We start from the raw sequence: 18790 nt of genomic DNA on the forward strand, positions 1-18790 counted from the left end.
AAAGCAAAGGGCCGGCTAGCTGCCGGCCCTTTCACCTTACTGCGTTCGCCACCGTGGAACAGCCCCGCTGGCCGGTCCGCCGGTCAGGCTGACCGGATCAACCGGTGTATTTCTGCAGGTTGGCCATCATCTCGCGCAGCGCCTCGACGTTGTCCTTGGGGTGCGCGGCGTTCTCGAAGTCGCAGATCTGCGCGAAGTTGGCCGCCACGTCCTCGACGCTGAAGCCCACGCGCGGGTCGAAGCCCACGCCCAGGCTGCGCTCCCAGCGCACCTTGCCGATCCAGCCGCCGCCGACTTCGAACAGGCCGGAGGTTTCCTGGCAGGCTTCGCTGCCCAGGTACACCACCAGCGGGCTGACCAGCTCGGGCTTGAGCGCCTCGAACACCTGCGGCGGGATCAGCCCTTCGGTCATGCGGGTGCCGCCGGTGGGGGCGATGGCATTGACGAAGATATTGTTCTTGCGCCCTTCGATGGCCAGGTTGCGGGTCAGGCCGTAGAGGCCCAGCTTGGCCATGCCGTAGTTGCTCTGGCCGAAGTTGCCGTAGATGCCGGAGGTGGACGAGGTGAAGATCACCCGGCCATAGCCCTGCTCGCGCATGAACGGCCAGGCGGCGCGGGTCACCTTGTAGGCGCCCTCGACGTGGACCTTGTAGACCAGGTCCCAGTCGGCGTCTTCCATCTTGTGGAAGGTCTTGTCGCGCAGGATGCCGGCGTTGTTCACCACCACGTCGATGCGGCCGAATTCCTCGACGGCCTGGCGGACGATCTTCTCGCCGTCGGTCACCGAGTCATGGTTGGCGATGGCGGTGCCGCCGGCTTCGCGGATTTCCGCGACCACGCGGTCGGCAGCCGAGGCGTTGGCGCCTTCACCGTGAGTGCTGCCACCCAGGTCGTTCACCACTACCTTGGCGCCGTGCTTGGCGAACAGCAGGGCGTGGGCACGGCCGATACCGCCACCGGCTCCGGTAACGATCACGACTTTTCCGTCGAAACGCAGGGCATCACTCATGATTGGGGCTCCAGGCAGAATGGTTTTTCCGGAGTGTCCGGCAGTCACGATCCGGTCACAACCAAGACGACCGTGGCTGAATGGTGCCCGATAAGGCCAGGGGATGATCCGTCAGCGCATCGGCAGGTTCAGCTGCGTACGCGGGCCGAGCTTGAACAGCCACCAGTCGTACTCGCTCCAGAACAGCAGCAGGCCGATTGCCGGCAGCAGGGCCAACGCACCCAGAGCGGCAGGCACCCAGTCCTGGGCCAGCCAGGCGAAATAGCCGCCGGCGGCGCAGATGCCGAGCAGCGCCAGCAGCAGCGGAATGGCCACATAGGCGAAGTCGCGACGCAGGTACAGCAAGCCCCGGTACAGCAACGAGCCCTGCGGCTGGCGGACGGGAATGACGGCTCTGAGTGGCATGGCAGCGGCCTCCGTTTGGAAAACCGGGAAAGCTACCGCTGCCTTACAGACACGATCCATCAGCCACTTCCGATTCTGCTGACGGATCGATCCGCAGTTCGATCAATCCCTGCCTAGGGCGCCCGTTCCTGTCGGAAGGCCAGGTAGTGCTGCAGCACCGGCTCCGGCGCCTCCACCTGCGGGTAATGGCCGATGCCGGGCAGCTCGACGGTATCCGGCTGCGGGATCAGCTCGCGGTAGCGCACCACCATGTGCGCGCCGGAGATCGGGTCTTCCGGCCCGTCGATCAGGCGCAGCGGCACCGCCGTGCGTTGCATCGCGCCGACCCAGCGTTCGCGGTGCTGGCGGCGGTCGAGGATGTAGTGGATCAGCCGGTGCATGACCCGCGGCCCGTCGTTGTGGCGGATCAGCTCCCAGAAGGTATCCAGCTCCGCCTCGCTCGGCTGGGTCTGCGGGCCGAACACCTTGGCGAAGTTCTGCGCCAGACGCCGGCGGTCGAACAGCCGGCCGAACAGCGCGCCGAACGGGCCGAGCAGCAGCTTCTGCGACAGCACCGCGCGGTGGGTCTCCGGGAACAGCCCGCCATTGAGGAACACCAGCGAAGCGAGGGCGAACCCGCCTTCCTCGTGCCGCGCCAGCAACTCCTGGCCGACGCTGTTGCCGTAGTCGTGCACCAGCAGGTGGACCGGCTCGCGCACGCCCAGGTGCTCCAGCAGCGCCTGCTGCAGGTCGGCCTGTTCGTGGATGCGGTAGTCGTGGCCCTTCGGCTTGGCGGAGTCGCCGAAACCGAGCATGTCGCAGGCGATCAGCTGGTAGCGCTCGGCCAGAGGTTGCCAAAGGTAATGCCAGTCCCAGGAGGCGGTGGGGAAACCGTGGACCAGCAGCAGCGGAGCGCCGCTGCCGGCGCTCCAGTAGCGAATCCTGTGGCCACGGAAGGTGAAGTCGCTGCCCTGCGCGCGCCAGTCGCGCAGGGCGATCCCGGCCAGCGCCATCAGTCGCGGTAGCCGGGGTTCTGCAGGTCCAGCTTGCGCAGCAGCGCCGGCCACGCCAGGGCGCCACCCATGCCCTGCTTGCTCTTGGTCACGGCCGCGGCCATGGCACGGGCGCCATCGAGGATCTGCTGCGGAATCAGGATCAGTTCGGCGCCGCCGCCCTGGGCCAGCACCTGGATTTCGCAGGCGCGCTGCAGGGTGAACATCATCAGGAAGGTGTCGGCGATGGTCGCCGAGCAGGTCAGCAGGCCGTGGTTGGGCAGGATCATGAAGTTGGCCATGCCCAGGTCCGCCTGCAGGCGCGCCTTCTCGTCATGGTTCAGCGCCACGCCTTCATAGCCGTGGTAGGCGAGGCTGGAGAGGACGAACAGCGACTGCTGGGAAATCGGCAGCAGGCCCTGCTTCTGCGCGGACACGGCGATGCCGGCAGCGGTGTGGGTGTGCAGCACGCACTCGACGTCGTGGCGCACATCGTGGATGGCGCTGTGGATGGTGTAGCCCGCCGGATTGATGTCGTAGGGGCTGTCCATCAGCTTCTTGCCCGAGGCGTCCACTTTCACCAGGCTCGATGCGGTGATCTCGTGGAACATCATGCCGTAGGGGTTGATCAGGAAGTCCTCGGTGCCGGGGACCTTGGCCGAGATGTGGGTGAAGATCAGGTCGTCCCAGCCCTGCAGGGCGATCAGCCGGTAGCAGGCGGCGAGGTCCACGCGGGTCTGCCATTCGGCGGCGGAGACCTGGTCCTTGACGTTCACGGTGGGCAGCGGATGAGCGGCGTGCATGGTCGGTAGCCTCTTCGTTGTTGTTGTTCGATGGCGCAGTCTAGTCAGGGTGGCGGCGAATCGACTGTCACAGAACTGACAGTTGCCCCTGTCACTGTCTGGCGAATGTCCCGCCATAAGCGCGGGCCGATCAGTCGCCTTGCGCGAGGATTTTCCTTACCTATAGTGGGCTCAGTTGCCTACAGCAGCGCCGCTTGCCGCCGCTGCCCGGCAAATCCCTCCAGAAGCGCCATCCAGACACCTCGGCACCCTGCCGGCGAGTCGGGACTGGCGGAAGCGTGCCCGCTTTCCTTTCCTGCCCCGGCGCCGTTTTTGGCGTCTCCAGCCCACCTGGAAATATTTCGCAATATCTTTCGCAGCGCCGCGAGCGCGTAGTACCCGGGAGTCGGGAGGAGACTCCAGTTCGGCCAAAGAGGCAGCCGACGTGAAACGAACCGCCATCATGCAGCCCTACTTCTTTCCCTATCTGGGCTACTTCAGCCTGATCAAGCACACCGACCTGTTTGTGCTGTTCGATACCGTGCAGTACATCCACCACGGCTGGATCGAACGCAACCGCATCCTCAAGCAGCAGGACGGCTGGCTGTACATCCGCGTGCCGCGAGTCAAACACCACCGCGAAACGCTGATCAAGGACGTGCGCCTGGACAACAGCCAGGACTGGCGACGCAGCCTGTTCTCGCAGCTGGACGTGTACCGCAAGGTCGCGCCCTATTACCGCGATGTGCGCGAGATGATCGCCGCCTCGCTGGACCACCCGTTCGAGGACATCGTCTCGCTGAACAAGGCCACCCTGGAGGCGACCTGCGCCTACCTGGGCTTCCCCCGGCAGATGCCGGTGCTCTCGCGCATGAGCCTGGAGATGGATCACCCGCAGGCGCCGGACGAGTGGGCGCTGAACATCTGCAAGGCGCTGGGCGGCGTGGAGGAATACTGGAACCCGCCGGGCGGGCAGAGCTTCTTCGATCGCGGCAAATATGAAGCGGCCGGGCTGACGCTGCGCTTCCAGGAGCCGAAGCTCATGCCCTATGAGCAGAAGCGTCCGACCTTCGAGGCGGGCTTGTCGATCATCGACGTGATGATGTTCAACTCCCCCGCCGACACCTCGCGCATGCTCGATGCGTATGAACTGAGCTGAGCGCGCCCCTGACTGTGCTTACAGGCACCAGGCCAGAACCGGCGCCATCAGCAGGTTGAACAGCCCGGTCAGGACCATCAGCAGACCGGCCGCCGAACCTTCCTCACCACCGAACTCGTAGGCCCGGCTGGTGCCCGCACCGTGGGCGCCGACGCCCAGCAGTGCGCCACGGGCCAGGGCGGAGCGCAGGTGCAGCAGCTTCATCAGCACACCACCGATCAGCGCGCCGAACACCCCGGTGATCATCACGAAAGCCGCAGTCAGCGCCGGCACGCCGCCGAGGTCGTGGGACATTTCCATGGCGAACGGCGTGGTGATCGAGCGCGGAATCAGCGACAGGGTCACCTGGCCGTCCAGCGCCAGCGCATGGGCCAGCGCCCAGGAACTGCCGACCGCCATGGTCGAACCCGCCAGCATGCCGGTCAGCAGTGCCGGCCAGTGGCGGGCGAGCAAGGCACGCTGCTGCCAGATCGGGATGGCGAAAGCCACGGTCGCCGGGCCGAGCAGTGCCACCAGCCAACTGGTGTCACGGGCGTAGTCGGCGTAGCGGGCCTGCAGCGGGATTGCCAGGGCGAACAGCAGCACCGGCACGAAGACGATGGGCGACAGCCAGTACTGCTGGAAACGGCGGTAGAGGGTACGGCTGAGCAGGTAACCGCCCAGGGTCACGGCCAACCAGAACAGGGCTTGCTTATCGAGGCTCATGGCGCGAACTCCTGTTGCACATCCATTCCACTGCCAAGGCGGTGGAGAGCATCACCATCACGGTGCTGGCAGTGATCACCAGCAGAATCTTCCAGCCTTCGCTGCGCAGCAGCGGGCCGTAGTCGAGCAGGCTCATCAGCGCGGGGATGAAGAACAGCAGCATCTCCGCCAGCAGCAGGCCGGCGCCGCCCTGCAGCAGGGCCGGGCGGATCGCCCCGCAGGCGAACAGCACCAGCAGCAGCGCCAGCCCGATCACCCCGCCCGGCAGCGGCAGGCCAGTGAGCGTGGCGATCCAGCTGCCGACCCACCAGAAGGCGGCCAGGACGGCGAGTTCGAAAATCAGGCGGGCGGCGCGGCGGAACATGGCGGCGATCTCGATGCGTTGGGCGGATGAGGAAAATCGGTTGGGAATTCGCTTGGGAATGGTGCAAAGCCTACTTCCGCGCCTATCATCCCCAAAGCGAATAGATCGAATCGGAGCCATTCCAGAATGGAATTCAAGCAGCTGCGCACCTTCGCCGAAGTGGTGCGCCACGGCAGTTTCACCCAGGCGGCGGTGTACCTGAACGCCAGCCAGTCGGCGGTCAGCAAGCAGGTCGCCCAGCTGGAGCAGAGCCTGCGCGTGCAGCTGCTGGAACGCAGCGGCCCGCACATCCGCCTGACCGCCGCTGGCGAAGTGGTGCTGCGCCGCGCCGAAGACATGCTGCGCCTGCGCCGCGAGCTGCATACCGAACTGGACGATCTCACCCAGCTGCACCGCGGCGAGCTGCGCCTGGGCCTGCCGCTGCTGGGCGCCGACGCGCTGTTCGCCGGGCGCTTCGCCGAATACCGGCGGCGCTATCCGAATATCGACGTGCACCTGATCGAAGGCGGCAGCAAGACCATGGAGGAAATGGTCCGGAGCGGCGAACTGGAACTGGGCGGCGGCCTCACCCCGGACGAGCCCGGCTTCGACTGGCAGCCCTTCTGCAACGAGCCGCTGGACGTGCTGCTGCCCGCCGCGCACCCGCTGGCCGGACGCGAGAGCCTGGAGCTGGCGGAGCTCTCCGACACGCCCTTCCTGCTCTACCAGCAGAGTTTCACCCTCAACGACCGCCTGCTGCGCGCCTGCCGCGAGGCCGGTTTCGAGCCGAAGGAAGGCGGCCGCAGCGGCCAGGCAGACTTCCTCGGCGCGCTGGTCGCCGCCGGGCAAGGCGCGGTGCTGCTGCCACGGGTGGTGGCGAAGGACCTGGAGCGACCGGGGCTGGTGCGCGTGGTGCTGAGCCAACCCGACCTGCGCTGGGACATCAGCTTCATCTGGCGCCGCGACGCCTACCTGTCGAACGCGGCCAAGGCGTGGCTGGCATTGATGGTGGAGATGCCGCTGCATCCGCCAGGTTCGGAGTGAGGCGGGTTCGCGCGCAAGCTGATGCCGGAGCTAGGAGTCCGGCGAAACCTCGAAGGTGTCGAAGACGAACACCCCGGCCTCGCCATTGGGCAGCGTGGCCTCGATGCGCCCGTCGGGCTGCTGGACCACCGTCATGCCTTCGGCAATCGTCTCGCCGTCCGCGCGCTGCGCCGCCTTGCCGTTTACCGGCGTGAACAACCATGCGCCTGGGAAGCGGTCGCGCAGGGTGCGGTTGACCGAGCGCAGCTGGGTACCGGCGGGATAGCTCATCTCGCCGAGGGTGAAATCCCGCGCCAGGTTGGCGCTCTCGAAGCCGAACAGCTGGCGTTCCCGGTCCAGCAGCAGCGTGACGCCGGAGAGCGGCAGCGGGCCGAGCTGCAACGGCGCGTGGACGTCGATGCGCCAGACGTTGGCATCGCGCAGGCCATCGCCATAGCGGGTGGTGTAGCGCATCAGATCGCTACCCGGCGGAATCTCCAGGCCGGCCACCCGGTTACCCGGCGCCAGCAGGCATCCGCGCAGCTCGCGCTGCGAACCCGCGCGCACTGCCAGGTTCACGGTCTTCTCGGCATTGCAGCGCCAGCCATCCACCTCGACCAGCTGGGCCACGCGCAATTCGTAGACCGGCAGCTCCACCGAGCTGCCCGCCGGCGCCTGGTCGTCCCAGGTGGTGCTGAAGCGCACGGCCAGCGCGGCAATCCCGAGGATCTGCGTCGGCGCCGGGAACTCGGCCTCTTCGGCGTCCTGCAATTCGTGGGAGCTGGGCAGCGTCAGGCGCGTTCCGGCCGGCAGATCGAGCCCGCGAATTCGTGCCGGCTCGCTGAGCGTCGGGTGGCGCGCCGCCTCTTCCTGCTGCTGCTCCTCGCTCACCACGTGCCAGACATAGACCAGGTAGGCCTGTGGAAAACTCATCAGCAGCAGGACGACCAGCAGGCTCCAGGAAACCAGCCGATGGCGCCCCCACCACTGCCGCGCGGAACGGGAAAACCCCAACACCAGCAGCCACAGCAGCAGCCCCAGCACGGCGAGGGAGGAAGCGGCGAGCACGAGCAGGAAGGTCGTGGAAAACAGCGGCACCGGAATCATCTGAAACTCCTCAGATCAGATCGGCGAAATCATCCTTCAGGCGCGGCCAATCCCGCTGCGCCTGTCCATCGTCCGCCAGCAGGCGGAAGCCGGCGAAGTCGAATGCGGGGGACACGGTGCAACCCACCAGCACGTAATCCCCCAGGCAACGCGCGGCCTGCCAGGCATGGGCGGGCACGGCGCGCTGCGGCAGGCTGCCCTCGCCCACCGGGCCGAGGATTTCGCGGCGCACAGCGGCATCCGGCCGTTCGGCAACCAGCAGCTCCAGCGGGCTGCCCTCGTGGAAATGCCAGAGTTCGTCGGCATCCACACAATGCCAGCGGCTGACGATGCCCGCCGGCAACAGGAAAAGGATGGCCGACGACTGCGGGCGACCATCGGCGCCGGCCAGGGCGGACTCGAACACGCGCCGGTAGAAGCCGCCCTCGGGGTGCGGGGCGAGCTGCAGCGTGTCGATCAGCTGGCGGGCGCGGGGATGCATCAGGCCTTCAGCGCGGCGATGACGTCGGCCAGCCAGGGCTCGGAGTCGGTCTCCTGGTCCACCGTCTCGCTGCCGTCCAGGCGCAGCATCGGCACCACTTCCTGCACGCCCAGTTCGGCGAACAACTCGCGCACCTGCTCACCGCCGCCGCAGTAGGTGTCGCCGTAGCTGGAATCGCCCAGCGCCAGCACCGCGCCGGGGCGGCCGCGCCATTCGGCCGGCAGGCGGTCGCGGATGGCGTGGAACAGCGGCTGGAAGCTGTCGGGCAGATCGCCCATGCCGGTGGTAGCGGTCACCACCAGGAAGGCTTCGGGAGCGAATTCGAGCATGGCGTCCAGGGTGGCGCGCGGGTCGTACCAGGCTTCGAAGCCGGCGGCTTCGAGCAGGCGCTTGGCGTGACGGGCGACTTCTTCGGCGGTGCCGTAGACCGAACCGGACACAATGGCGACTTTCATGTTCACTCCCACAAGGCAAGACAAGGCCGCCCATTATGCCCCATCCGTGCCGCACCGCGCCGGGGCTGGTATAGTTTTGCCCTACCCGGCCGCTGGGACATTGTCCGTCGCGGTGCTTCCCCCAGTGGATTTTCGCGAGGCGCGCATGGGCCAGACCCCAGCCCCCATCCTGATCACCGGCGCCAGCCAGCGCATCGGCCTGCACTGCGCCAGACGCCTGCTGCAGGAAGGCCAGCCGGTCATCGTGACCTATCGCCAGGACAAGCCCGGCATCGCCGAACTGCGCGAGCTGGGCGCCACCTGCCTGCACGCGGAACTGGCCGACGAGGTCGGCATCCTCGCCTTCATCGACGAACTGAAGTCCACCACCGACCGCCTGCGCGCGATCATCCACAACGCCTCGGCGTGGATCGGCGACACCCCCGGTGAGGAAGCCCAGGCCTTCGAATCGCTGTTCCGCCTGCACATGCTCGCGCCGTACCTGATCAATCTGCGCTGCGCGCCGCTGCTCGAACGCGACGCCACCGAGCGCGGCGCCCCGGCGGACATCATCCACCTCTCCGACGACGTCGCCCGCAAGGGCAGCGCCAACCGCATCGCCTACTGCGCCAGCAAGGCCGGCCTGGACAACCTCACCCTGTCCTTCGCCGCGAGTCTTGCGCCACGCATCAAGGTCAACGGCATCGCGCCGGCACTGATCCTGTTCAACGAAGGCGACGACGACGCCTACCGCGCCCGCACCCTGGCGAAATCCGCCATGGCCATCGAGCCCGGCCCGGACGTGATCTACCAGAGCGTGCGCTACCTGCTCGACAGCCCCTACGTGACCGGCACTACCCTGACCGTCAACGGCGGCCGGCACCTCAAATGACCCGCCCGGCGCGGGCGCGAGGAATTCCCACCATGATCGAAGACATGTCCGAGCACTACCGCCAGATCCTCCTGGGGCTCGGCGAAGACCCGACCCGCGAAGGCCTGCTGGACACTCCCAAGCGCGCAGCCAAGGCCATGCAGTACCTCTGCCACGGCTACGGCCAGACGCTGGATGAAATCGTCAACGGCGCACTGTTTGCCTCGGATAATGACGAAATGGTCATCGTCCAGAACATCGAGCTGTACTCGCTGTGCGAACATCACCTGCTGCCCTTCATCGGCAAGGCCCATGTCGCGTACATTCCCACCGGCAAGGTGCTGGGGCTGTCGAAGGTGGCGCGCATCGTCGACATGTTCGCCCGCCGCCTGCAGATCCAGGAAAGCCTGACCCGGCAGATCGCCGAGGCGGTCCAGCAGGTCACCCATGCCGCCGGCGTGGCGGTGGTGATCGAGGCGCAGCACATGTGCATGATGATGCGCGGGGTGGAGAAGCAGAACTCGGTGATGAACACCTCGGTGATGCTCGGCGCCTTCCGCGAATCCACCAATACCCGCCAGGAATTCCTGCAACTGATCGGACGGAGCAAGTGAAATGACGCAATTGCAGCCGGGCATGGCGCGGATCCGGGTCAAGGACCTGCGCGTACGCACCTACATCGGCATCAAGGAAGAGGAAATCCTCAACAAGCAGGATGTGCTGATCAACCTGACCATCCTCTATCCGGCCACCGACGCCGTGCAGGTCAACGACATCGAGCACGCGCTGAACTACCGCACCATCACCAAGGCGATCATTGCCCACGTCGAGGAGAACCGCTTCGCCCTGCTGGAGCGCCTGACCCAGGAGCTGCTCGACCTGGTCATGGCCAACCCGGCCGTGCGCTACGCCGAGGTGGAAGTGGACAAGCCCCATGCCCTGCGCTTCGCGGAATCGGTATCGATCGCCCTCGCCGCGCAGCGCTGACGCCGCCTTTTCTGCTGCACGCCCGTGCCAGTCGGCCAACGGGCGTTGCTGGCAGATCGCCGGCCTCTTAGAATCCCGCCAGCCCCGCCATGCGCCTCTGATGCGCCCCAGTTGAGAGACACGCCATGACCGAGCCGATGAACCTGACCGACGAACAGCGCACCGCACTGGAAGCCGCGGCGTTCCGCACCCTGGTGCAGCACCTGCGTACCCGCAAGGATGTGCAGAACATCGATCTGATGAATCTTGCCGGGTTCTGCCGCAACTGCCTGTCCAAGTGGTACAAGGCTGCGGCCGACGACATGGACCTGGCAGTCAGCCCGGACCAGGCCCGCGAAGAGATCTACGGCATGCCTTACGCCGAATGGAAGGCCAAGTACCAGACGGAAGCCTCGCCCGAGCAACAGGCGGCCTTCGACCACGCGAAGAAACACTAAGAGTTTGCCTTGATGACCCTCACTGATTTCCGCTCGCGCCTGCGCAGCGAGCAGCACCTGTTCACCGATACCCTGGCGTACATCGCCGAGCACTACAGCTACAGCCCCAGCGCCTTCACCAACGGCAGCGTGGAAAACCCCGCCGGGCAGAACGAAGGCTCCTGCAAGACCCTGGGTTTCGCGATCCTCGAAGGCCTGAGCCAGGAAGAATCGCTGCTGGCGTTCGGCGAGCACTACCGCGCCGTGCGTGACAACCCCGAAGGCAGCGACCACGCGAACATCCGCGCACTGCAGACCACCGGCCTTGCCGGCGTCAACTTCGAGCGCCAGCCGCTGTCGCGTCGCGGCTGAGGCTTTACGGCTCGATGAAAAAGCCCCGCTGATGCGGGGCTTTTTCATGGGGGACGCAAACGGGGCGAGGCCCGCACATCATTGGGGATACGCTCTGGTATCAAGCTGCCGCGGGAGCGGGCCATGCTCGTGTTCGCGCCCATGGAGCCCTCGCACAGACTGGCTCCGGCATCTGGACTTTTGCTTTTGTAGGAGCGGAGCTTCTCCGCGATGCTTGGGCTTGGGCTTGGGCTTGGGCTTGGGCTTGGGCTTGGGCTTGGGCTTGGGCTTGGGCTTGGAAGTTTCCGCGCCGCTTCGGCGTGCGCGCGAACTTCTGGTTTCGCCCCCTCGGGCGACCTACTTTGGCAAACGCCCCAAAGTAGGCAAAGGTCTCGCCCCTACATCCGGCTTTTCGCTTCGCGAAAAGTACCCTCGGTTCTTCGGAGTTCCAGGGGCCCGCGTTGACGGGCCATCCTTGGCCCGACAACGCTCTCGCGACATCCATGTCGCTCAACCCCTGAAACTCCGATCACCTTCGGCCTCCTGAAAGGGGCACTCGGCGCGTGCGGATGTTCCTCAGGAAGACCTCAAGAGCAAAAGCGAGAGCCGGTGTTTGTGTAGGGCGGATAACCCGGAACGGGTTATCCGCCGATTGCCACACCGGCGGATAACGCTGCCGCGTTATCCGCCCTACGGCTTGGAACACGTACGCCCGCGGAGTACTTCAGGACCATCCTGTGCAACCAATCCTAAACGCCGCCTGTAGGAGCGAGCTTGCTCGCGAACCGCACCCTGCCACCGCCCCCGGCAAACGCTGTCGTAGGATGGCGTGGAGCGCAGCGATACCCATCATTTCCGCTGCACCCACTGCATGGGTATCGCAAGCTCCACCCATCCTACGTTCGTGGTTCTGCCTGGCCTCGGCGCGGGCTCGACATCAGGTACGTAGGGCGCATAACCCGGAACGGGTTATCCGCCGATTGCCACACCGGCGGATAACGCTGCCGCGTTATCCGCCCTACGAAGAGCACCCGCCTCGCCGAGCGGAAAAGAAAAAGGCCCCGCAAGCGGGGCCCCTTCCTGCACGCCGGCTCTTCGGGCCGTTACAGGGAATCCAGGTAGCGTTCCACGTCCAGCGCGGCCATGCAGCCGGCGCCGGCGGAGGTGATGGCCTGGCGGTAGACGTGGTCGGCCACGTCGCCGGCAGCGAAGACGCCGGGGATGTTGGTCGCCGTGGCGTTGCCGTCGCGGCTGCCGTTCACCACCAGGTAACCGTCCTTCAGCGCCAGCTGGCCTTCGAACAGCGAGGTGTTCGGCGTATGGCCGATGGCGACGAACAGGCCGTCCACCTTCAGCTCCGACGTTTCGCCATCGTTGTGGCGCAGGCGCACGCCGGTGACTCCCATGGCGTCGCCCAGCACTTCTTCCACCTGGGCGTTCAGGCGCAGTTCGATCTTGCCCTCGGCGATGCGCGCCCGCAGCTTGTCCTGCAGGATCTTCTCGGCGCGGAAATTCTCGCGGCGGTGCACCAGGGTCACCTTGCTGGCAATGTTGGCCAGGTACAGCGCCTCTTCCACGGCGGTGTTGCCGCCGCCGACCACCGCAACTTCGCGGTTGCGGTAGAAGAAACCGTCGCAGGTGGCGCAGGCTGAGACGCCCTTGCCCATGAAGCTCTCTTCCGAAGGCAGCCCCAGGTAACGGGCGCTGGCGCCGGTGGCGATGATCAGCGCGTCGGCGGTGTAGGTGCCGCTATCGCCCTTGAGGACGAACGGCTTGCCGGCCAGGTCCGCGGCATGGATGTGGTCGAAGACGATCTCGGTCTCGAAGCGCTCGGCGTGTTCCTGCATGCGCTGCATCAGCGCCGGGCCGGTCAGGCCATGGGGGTCTCCCGGCCAGTTGTCGACTTCTGTGGTGGTGGTCAATTGGCCGCCGGCCTGCATGCCGGTGATCAGCAGCGGCTTGAGGTTGGCGCGGGCGGCGTAGACCGCGGCGCTGTAGCCGGCAGGACCCGAACCCAGAATGATGACCCGTGCATGACGATCGGACATGGCAGCCTCCTAGATGGGTGGGAGAGACGCAGAGAAAGAAAAGGGAGCTGCCAAAGCACCAGGGGGAAGGTTGGGAGGGCGGCAGCTCCACGAAAAGGTTTCTTGCGCGGAACGCATGGCCCGGAGACTGAAGAACCATGCGATGTGACCGTGGTCACAAAACGCATTGTCCCGCAGAATCCCCGGATTCCCTTGAGATAAGTCAGGGATTTCCGCAGGAGGTCCCGCGCCCTTGAGATAGATCAGGCAATCGCGACCAGGCCCTCGAACTCTTTCGATCCAGCATGGCGCGCAGCTTACCGGCGCCCGGCCAACCTGCTGAAATGCCCATTCTCAATCCAGCCCATAGACCGCGCCTATGCCCCGGCACGCGCCGGCAGGCTGACTAGACTGAAACAGACGCCAAAGGCCAAACCTCAACGCATGAACCTTCGCGCCCGCCTGCTCTGGCTGTGCCTGCCCCTGTTCGCCGCGAGCCTCGCAGGGGTCTGGCTGCTGTCGGACATGATCCTGCTCGACCGCTTCGACCGCGGCGATCGCCAGCGCCTGGCCGACGAGGTGCGCATCGTCCACAACCGCGTGGCCTTCGAGAAGCAGCGTTACCTGGACATCGTCCACAGCTATGCCTGGTGGGACGCCAGCTACCGCTTCATGCGCCTGCCGCAATCGCGCTTCGTCGAGGACAATCTGGACAAGGACCTGCTCGGCATCCTCGGCTTCGACTACGTGATGTATGTCGACCGCGAAGGCCGCGTCACCGGCCAGCAGTGGAACCTGGGCAACCTGCAGCAGCGCTTCCCCGAGCAGCCGATGCCGGACGCCGACACCCTGCGCAAGAACATCCTGGCCACAGCGATCCGCCTCGGCGCGCTGGACATGGATGGCGACTCGCGGCACACCCTCGACCAGCTGTTGCAGGTGGACGGCGTGCCGCAACTGCTGCTCAGCTACCCGATCAGCAGCTCTTCCGGGCATGCCGAACCCGCCGGCGCGATGATTGCCGGGGTGCTGCTCGACAGCGCCCGCCTGTCCAACCTGCAGACGCAGATGGGCGCGCGCCTGCGCCTGGTCCACGACCAGGTCCAGGGCAGCGACTGGCGCACCCTGAACATCCCCACCGGGCGCGGCGCCACGCTGCTCAGCTCGCGCCGGGTGCTGGACGAGAACACCCAGCAGATGTCGCTGCTCTACCTGGACTCGCGCGGCAAGCCGCAGCTGCGCCTGGAAGTCACCAGCCCGCGCCCGCTCTACCAACAGGGCCAGCAATCGGTGCGGCTGTTCCTCTACCTGACCCTCGCCCTGCTCGGCGGCGCGACGCTGCTGGCGTACCTGGCGCTGGAGTTCCGCATCATCCGCCGGGTCACCAGCATGAACCGCGAGGTCGCCGCCATCGGCGAAGGCGACAGCCAGGCGCGCCTGAGCAGCCAGGGCCAGGACGAACTGGGCCAGTTGGCCAACCAGATCAACCTCACCCTCGACCGTGTGGAACGCAGCGAGGCGCGGGACCGGGCGATCCTCGACGCGATCCGCGACGGCTTCTTCGAGATGGACAGCCAGGGCATCATCCGCACGGTCAACCCAGCCCTGTGCCGCATGCTCGGCTACAGCGCCACGGGCCTGAGCGGCCAGCACTTCAGCGTGCTGCTGCAGGACGAAGACCGGCAGCGCGCCCGCAGCCTGTACCGCCAGGCCCGCGACGATGAGCAGGAAACCACCTTCTCCGCGCCCTTCCGGCGCCGCGACGGCCGCCTGGTCAGCTGCGAGACGCGACTGTCGGCGATCCGCGACAAGCAGGGCGAATTCCAGGGCTTCCGCGGCATCCTGCGCGACATCAGCGACCAGGTGGCCTATCAGAAGCAACTGATCGACCTGGCTTTCCGCGACACCCTCACCGGCCTGGGCAACCGCAAGGCCTTCAATGAGCAGCTGCAGCAGGCGGTGACCCGCTGCAGTCGGGTAGCGCTGCTGTACATCGACCTGGACCGCTTCAAGCAGGTCAACGATCGCTTCGGTCACGCCACCGGCGATGCCCTGCTCAGCACCGTCGGCGAGCGCATGCGCAGCAGCCTGCGCCAGCCGGACCAGGCCTTCCGCCTGGGCGGCGACGAGTTCGCCGTGCTGCTGGAAAACGCCGAGCCGGCACAGGCCGAAGGCCTCGGCGCGCGACTGCTGGAAGTGCTCGGCGCGGAGTACCGGCTGGGCGCTCAGCTGATCGATTTCGTCACCCCCAGCATCGGCATCGCCTTCTTCCCGCAGGATGCCAGCGACGCCGACGCCCTCACCCGCGCCGCCGACATCGCCATGTACCAGGCCAAGCAGGAACGCAATCGCTGCTACCGCTATTCCCCCGCCTGAATCAGCATCCGCCGACACATACCCGGCAAAACAGACGGCTCGCCGGGCCTTTGCCGGGTCTGCTAAGGTCGCCAACGGATCAACCCTGGAGATGCCGATGTCCACCCTGAGCGGCCCGCAATACCTGAGCGAAGGCCTGAAACTGATGATGCGCCCCGGCCTGCGACTGTTCGTCCTGCTGCCCCTGAGCATCAACCTCCTGCTGTTCGTCGGCCTGATCGGCTTCGCCATCAACCAGTTCAGCCACTGGGTCGACTGGCTGATGCCGAGCCTGCCGGACTGGCTGAGCTTCCTGCAGTTCATCCTCTGGCCGCTGTTCGTGGCGCTGGTGCTGCTGATCGTATTCTTCACCTTCACCATGCTCGCCAACCTGATCGCCGCGCCGTTCAACGGCTTCCTCGCGGAGAAGGTCGAGGTGGTGGTGCGCGGCAAGGACGACTTCCCCGAATTCAGCTGGGGCGAGCTGATGGCCATGGTGCCGCGCACCGTCGGCCGCGAACTGCGCAAGCTCGGCTACTTCCTGCCGCGCGCCCTCGCGCTGTTCATCCTCAGCCTGATCCCCGGCCTGAACCTGATCGCCACGCCGCTTTGGCTGCTGTTCGGCGTGTGGATGATGGCCGTGCAGTACATCGACTACCCGGCGGACAACCACAAGCTGGGCTGGAACGAGATGCTCGCCTGGCTGCGCAGCAAGCGCTGGGCGTGCATGGGCTTTGGCGGCATCACCTACCTGGCGCTGCTGATCCCGSTGGTCAACCTGGTCGCCATGCCTGCCGCCGTGGCCGGTGCGGTGCTGTTCTGGGTTCGCGAGGACGGCGAGAAGGCGCTGCAGAAGCAGTAATCCGCTCCGGCGGCTGCCCGGCCGGCGGCCGCCACCTCGATCAGATGGCGCTTTGTCCGTCGCCCGCAAAGACCCGGAACTCCAGCGCCTCGCGCTGTCCGGGGCAGGGAATTTCCCTTGGCCATTGGCCGCCCTCACCGGCTCGCAGCAGGCGCAGGTCGGCCAGCGCCGAATCCCACCAGACCCGCTTGCAGACCCGCTGGTAATCGCCGCCCTGCAGCGCGCAGCCATAGAGCAGCTTGCGCCCGATGGAGCGCAGCTCGGGGGAAAGCCCCCTGAGCCGGCGCTTGATGGAGAACCGCGCGAGCCGCGAGGGCTGCGGCCGACCTATGGGCAACTCCGTGCACAGATCGACCTGCAACGGATCGAAGCGGTCGCCATAGCGCTTGAAGAACAGTTCCTGCATGGCGTGGAGAAAACCCTTGTAGGCGAAGTAGTGCTCGACGTCCGGACGCGCCTCCGCGACCTGCCGCCCCTGCAGCTCGAAGGACAGGGCAATCTGCTCGATGGTATGCAGCCCGGCGGCGTGGCCGGCCCACTGGTCGATGCGCTGCACCAAGCGCTGCATCAACTCCTGATCGTCACAGGTAAGGCCGAACACGCCGCTGTTGCACAGGCGCAGATGATCATCGGGAGCCGCGCCATCGCGCTCCAGCGCAGCGACAAACCCGGCGTACTCACTCCGCTGCTTCGCCTCCACCCAGTGCATTTCCACCGTATCGACCAGATGGCGGCCATTACCGAAGCGCTCGAACAGGCGGATTGGCGGGCTGCGGAAGACTGTGTCGGTATCGATGAAGATTGTCTTGTCGGCCCACTGGCACGCCGCAGCGATGGCACAGGCCTTGCGCCGGTGCGTGTAGCCCGAGGAGCCGAGCCAGTCATCAAGGGTTTGCCGCCCCAGGCCCCGCGTTTCCACCGGCCAGCCTTCGAACGCCTGGGGCTGGTCGGTCAGCACGCGGATGACCGGCAGCTCCTGCCCCCGGCTGGCTGCCAGCGCGCTGAGGATGCTGAACTTGGCTTCTCGCTCGTAACTCAGCCGCCCGCCATAGAGCAGGTAGACCAGCTGCTTTTCCACGTACCGCACACCCGCGCTCACAAATACCTCGGCATCACGGCGGGGCCGGCTAGCCCCGCGGGCGGCCACTGTATTCAGGGGGCTTTCGCCGCGACCAGACACAGCCCCCGGCAGGCGTGCCGGGAAGGCCGATCTGCCAACTCGTCGACAGGCTGCCGGGCGCTGTCACCTTTTGATCATCGCATTGTCATTGGCGCGTTACCGCGCGCCGGGACACTGCCTGCATGACCACGAATCCCCTGCGCATCGCGCTGATCAGCGAGACCTTTCCGCCGGAAATCAACGGCGTTGCCAATACCCTCGGGCGCCTGGCCTCGGGGCTGATGCGCCTTGGCCACCAGATCCAGATCGTCCGCCCGCGCCAGCAGGTCGACGAAGGCCGTCACAGCGACCGCGAACTGGTGCTGACCCGCGGCTGGCCGCTGCCGGGCTATCCGGGCCTGCAATGGGGCCAGTCGTGCCTGCACAAACTGCTCAAGCATTGGCAAGGCACACGCCCGGACGTCCTCTACATCGCCACCGAAGGCCCACTGGGGCTGGCCGCCCTGCGCGCCGCGCGACGCCTGCGGATTCCGGTGATCAGCGGCTTCCACACCAACTTCCAGCAATACAGCGCGCACTACGGCTTCGGCCCGCTGATGCGCCTGGTGACCGTCTACCTGCGCTGGTTCCACAACCGTACCCAGACCACCCTGGTGCCCAGTGTCAGCCAGTCGCTGGAATTGCAGCGGCGCGGCTTCGAGCACCTCGCGCAGCTGTCGCGCGGGGTCGACAGCCAGCTGTTCCAGCCGGGCCGGCGTGACGATGAGCTTCGTCGCGAATGGGGCCTGGGCGAGCGGGATATCGCCGTCCTGCACGTCGGCCGGCTGGCGGCGGAGAAGAACCTGTCGCTGCTTGGCAGCAGCTTCCGCGCCCTCTGCGCGGCGCATCCGCAGCGCAAGCTGCGCCTGGTGATAGTCGGCGACGGCCCGCAACGCGCGCATTTGCAGAAGGAGCTGCCCGAGGCGGTGTTCTGCGGTTTGCAGCGCGGCGAGGAACTGGCCCGCCACTACGCCAGTGGCGACCTGTTCCTTTTCCCCAGCCTGTCGGAAACCTTCGGCAATGTAGTGCTCGAAGCGCTGGCCTCCGGGCTCGGCGTGGTCGCCTTCGACCAGGCGGCAGCCGGGCAGCACATCCGCCATGGACACAACGGCGTGCTTGCCTCGCCGGGCGACGACCAGGGCTTCTTCGAGGCGGCGAGCTGGCTGCTGGGCGACGCCGAGCACCTGCGCCGGGTGCGACTTAACGCGCGCCACCACGCCATTCATCAGGCGTGGGACGCGGTGGTCGAGCGCTTCGAGGGTTATCTGCTGGAAGCCTGTCGGCAGACCGTGCCGGGGAAGAATCCCACGGCAATCGGTCGCGCCCAGGTCCCCAAGTAGGGA

The 18790-nt window shown here is 66.5% G+C and carries 21 protein-coding genes; 10 read left to right on the forward strand and 11 right to left on the reverse strand.

Annotation, left to right across the window (positions count from 1 at the left end; genetic code table 11):
* Positions 1-97: 97 nt before the first annotated feature.
* From QO207_RS14145 to QO207_RS14160, 4 genes are all read right to left on the reverse strand, one after another.
* On the reverse strand, positions 98-1009 hold the full coding sequence (locus tag QO207_RS14145) for an SDR family oxidoreductase (RefSeq protein WP_301533006.1): 912 nt from the start codon (positions 1007-1009) through the stop codon (positions 98-100).
* Between the two features lie 111 nt (positions 1010-1120).
* Positions 1121-1414 carry a hypothetical protein gene (locus QO207_RS14150; RefSeq protein WP_301533007.1) on the reverse strand — a complete coding sequence of 98 codons (294 nt, stop codon included), beginning with the start codon at positions 1412-1414 and terminating at the stop codon, positions 1121-1123.
* Between the two features lie 113 nt (positions 1415-1527).
* A complete protein-coding gene (locus QO207_RS14155; RefSeq protein WP_301533008.1) occupies positions 1528-2406 on the reverse strand; it encodes an alpha/beta fold hydrolase in 879 nt (292 codons plus the stop codon).
* Positions 2406-3188, reverse strand: a complete 783-nt coding sequence (locus QO207_RS14160; RefSeq protein ID WP_301533009.1) for a class II aldolase/adducin family protein — start codon at positions 3186-3188, stop codon at positions 2406-2408. The genes QO207_RS14155 and QO207_RS14160 overlap by 1 nt, the downstream gene beginning before the upstream one ends.
* 424 nt (positions 3189-3612) lie before the next feature.
* Here QO207_RS14160 and QO207_RS14165 point away from each other — a divergent pair, with 424 nt between their 5' ends.
* Positions 3613-4326, forward strand: coding sequence for a WbqC family protein (locus QO207_RS14165; RefSeq protein WP_301533010.1), 714 nt, complete (start codon positions 3613-3615; stop codon positions 4324-4326).
* 18 nt (positions 4327-4344) lie between these two features.
* Here QO207_RS14165 and QO207_RS14170 read toward each other — a convergent pair whose 3' ends face one another.
* Positions 4345-5031 (reverse strand): LrgB family protein, encoded by a 687-nt coding sequence (locus QO207_RS14170; RefSeq protein WP_301533011.1) that lies wholly within the window; start codon positions 5029-5031, stop codon positions 4345-4347.
* Positions 5018-5395: a CidA/LrgA family protein gene (locus QO207_RS14175; protein WP_301533012.1), complete on the reverse strand. Its 378-nt coding sequence runs from the start codon at positions 5393-5395 to the stop codon at positions 5018-5020. The genes QO207_RS14170 and QO207_RS14175 overlap by 14 nt, the downstream gene beginning before the upstream one ends.
* A 126-nt stretch (positions 5396-5521) precedes the next feature.
* Here QO207_RS14175 and QO207_RS14180 point away from each other — a divergent pair, with 126 nt between their 5' ends.
* The gene (locus QO207_RS14180; protein WP_301533013.1) at positions 5522-6418 is read left to right on the forward strand and encodes a LysR family transcriptional regulator; all 897 of its coding nucleotides are present in this window, start codon (positions 5522-5524) and stop codon (positions 6416-6418) included.
* A gap of 30 nt (positions 6419-6448) precedes the next feature.
* Here QO207_RS14180 and QO207_RS14185 read toward each other — a convergent pair whose 3' ends face one another.
* From QO207_RS14185 to QO207_RS14195, 3 genes are read right to left on the reverse strand one after another with little or no spacing between them, the layout of a single operon-like run.
* On the reverse strand, positions 6449-7504 hold the full coding sequence (locus tag QO207_RS14185; protein ID WP_301533014.1) for a hypothetical protein: 1056 nt from the start codon (positions 7502-7504) through the stop codon (positions 6449-6451).
* 10 nt (positions 7505-7514) lie between these two features.
* Entirely contained in the window at positions 7515-7985 is a 471-nt protein-coding gene (locus tag QO207_RS14190) for a cupin domain-containing protein (protein WP_301533015.1), read from the reverse strand.
* Entirely contained in the window at positions 7985-8440 is a 456-nt protein-coding gene (locus QO207_RS14195) for a flavodoxin (protein ID WP_301533016.1), read from the reverse strand. Before QO207_RS14195 ends, QO207_RS14190 begins: the two co-directional genes overlap by 1 nt.
* 145 nt (positions 8441-8585) lie before the next feature.
* Between QO207_RS14195 and folM the strand changes: the two genes are divergently transcribed.
* The 5 genes from folM (at position 8586) to QO207_RS14220 (ending at position 11065) form a co-directional block, all read left to right on the forward strand.
* Entirely contained in the window at positions 8586-9311 is a 726-nt protein-coding gene (gene folM / locus QO207_RS14200; RefSeq protein ID WP_301533017.1) for a dihydromonapterin reductase, read from the forward strand.
* 32 nt (positions 9312-9343) lie between these two features.
* Positions 9344-9904, forward strand: coding sequence for a GTP cyclohydrolase I FolE (gene folE / locus QO207_RS14205; RefSeq protein ID WP_301533018.1), 561 nt, complete (start codon positions 9344-9346; stop codon positions 9902-9904).
* A 1-nt stretch (position 9905) separates the two neighbouring features.
* The gene (gene folX / locus QO207_RS14210) at positions 9906-10277 is read left to right on the forward strand and encodes a dihydroneopterin triphosphate 2'-epimerase (protein ID WP_301533019.1); all 372 of its coding nucleotides are present in this window, start codon (positions 9906-9908) and stop codon (positions 10275-10277) included.
* 125 nt (positions 10278-10402) lie between these two features.
* Positions 10403-10714: a DUF1244 domain-containing protein gene (locus QO207_RS14215; protein WP_301533020.1), complete on the forward strand. Its 312-nt coding sequence runs from the start codon at positions 10403-10405 to the stop codon at positions 10712-10714.
* 12 nt (positions 10715-10726) lie between these two features.
* The gene (locus QO207_RS14220; protein WP_301533021.1) at positions 10727-11065 is read left to right on the forward strand and encodes a HopJ type III effector protein; all 339 of its coding nucleotides are present in this window, start codon (positions 10727-10729) and stop codon (positions 11063-11065) included.
* Positions 11066-12147: 1082 nt separating this feature from the next.
* Here the strand turns inward: QO207_RS14220 and trxB are convergent.
* Positions 12148-13092, reverse strand: coding sequence for a thioredoxin-disulfide reductase (trxB, locus tag QO207_RS14225; protein ID WP_301533022.1), 945 nt, complete (start codon positions 13090-13092; stop codon positions 12148-12150).
* A 423-nt stretch (positions 13093-13515) separates the two neighbouring features.
* Between trxB and QO207_RS14230 the strand changes: the two genes are divergently transcribed.
* Together QO207_RS14230 and cysZ are read left to right on the forward strand one after the other, a co-directional pair.
* On the forward strand, positions 13516-15447 hold the full coding sequence (locus QO207_RS14230; protein ID WP_301533023.1) for a diguanylate cyclase: 1932 nt from the start codon (positions 13516-13518) through the stop codon (positions 15445-15447).
* A gap of 97 nt (positions 15448-15544) precedes the next feature.
* The gene (gene cysZ, locus QO207_RS14235; RefSeq protein ID WP_301533024.1) at positions 15545-16288 is read left to right on the forward strand and encodes a sulfate transporter CysZ; all 744 of its coding nucleotides are present in this window, start codon (positions 15545-15547) and stop codon (positions 16286-16288) included.
* A 40-nt stretch (positions 16289-16328) separates the two neighbouring features.
* Here cysZ and QO207_RS14240 read toward each other — a convergent pair whose 3' ends face one another.
* Positions 16329-17366: a hypothetical protein gene (locus QO207_RS14240; protein WP_301533025.1), complete on the reverse strand. Its 1038-nt coding sequence runs from the start codon at positions 17364-17366 to the stop codon at positions 16329-16331.
* A 224-nt stretch (positions 17367-17590) separates the two neighbouring features.
* Here QO207_RS14240 and QO207_RS14245 point away from each other — a divergent pair, with 224 nt between their 5' ends.
* A complete protein-coding gene (locus QO207_RS14245) occupies positions 17591-18787 on the forward strand; it encodes a glycosyltransferase family 1 protein (RefSeq protein WP_301533026.1) in 1197 nt (398 codons plus the stop codon).
* Positions 18788-18790 lie beyond the last annotated feature (3 nt).

The organism is Pseudomonas sp. CAN1 (genome assembly GCF_030462585.1).
In the GTDB taxonomy this organism is placed as follows: Bacteria; Pseudomonadota; Gammaproteobacteria; order Pseudomonadales; family Pseudomonadaceae; genus Pseudomonas.